The organism is Vibrio sp. YT-19(2023), assembly GCF_033337395.1.
In genome coordinates this window covers 1-511 of record NZ_JAWOQN010001191.1, presented here as the reverse complement: position 1 = coordinate 511, position 511 = coordinate 1, and the positions used below count along the sequence as shown (strand labels likewise).

At 45.0% G+C, this 511-nt stretch carries 1 protein-coding gene; it reads left to right on the top strand.

Annotated features, from left to right (window positions below; all coding sequences use genetic code 11):
• Positions 1-511 (top strand): sulfatase-like hydrolase/transferase (locus R7E78_RS30775; RefSeq protein WP_318059226.1); only part of this gene is annotated, 511 nt, incomplete at both ends.

The window sequence follows — 511 nt, the reverse complement described above, 5'->3', positions numbered from 1 at the left end:
TGAAAAAAGTGAAAGATCTTGGTGTTGATGACAACACTATCATCGTTTACACCACAGATAATGGCCCGATGGTTGACCTATGGCCGGACGCAGGTATGACGCCATTCCGTAGTGAGAAGAATACAGGTTGGGAAGGCAGCTTCCGTGTTCCTGCTCTTATCAAATGGCCTGGTCACATCAATGCTGGCGAAACCTTTAATGGCATGATGTCTCTTGAAGACTTCTTCCCAACATTGGTTGCAGCAGCAGGTGACACTAAAGTTAAAGACGAGCTACTGAAAGGTAAGAAAGTTGGCAAGATGAACTACAAAGTTCACCTAGATGGTTATAACTTCCTGCCATACCTCACTGGTAAAGAAGAGAAAGCACCGCGTGAAGAGATTTTCTACTTCTCGGACGATGGCGATTTAACTGCGCTTCGTTACAACAAGTGGAAATTGGTCTTCATGGAACAACGTGCAAAAGGTACGTTGCGTATTTGGGCTGAACCATTCACCAAATTACGTGTGCC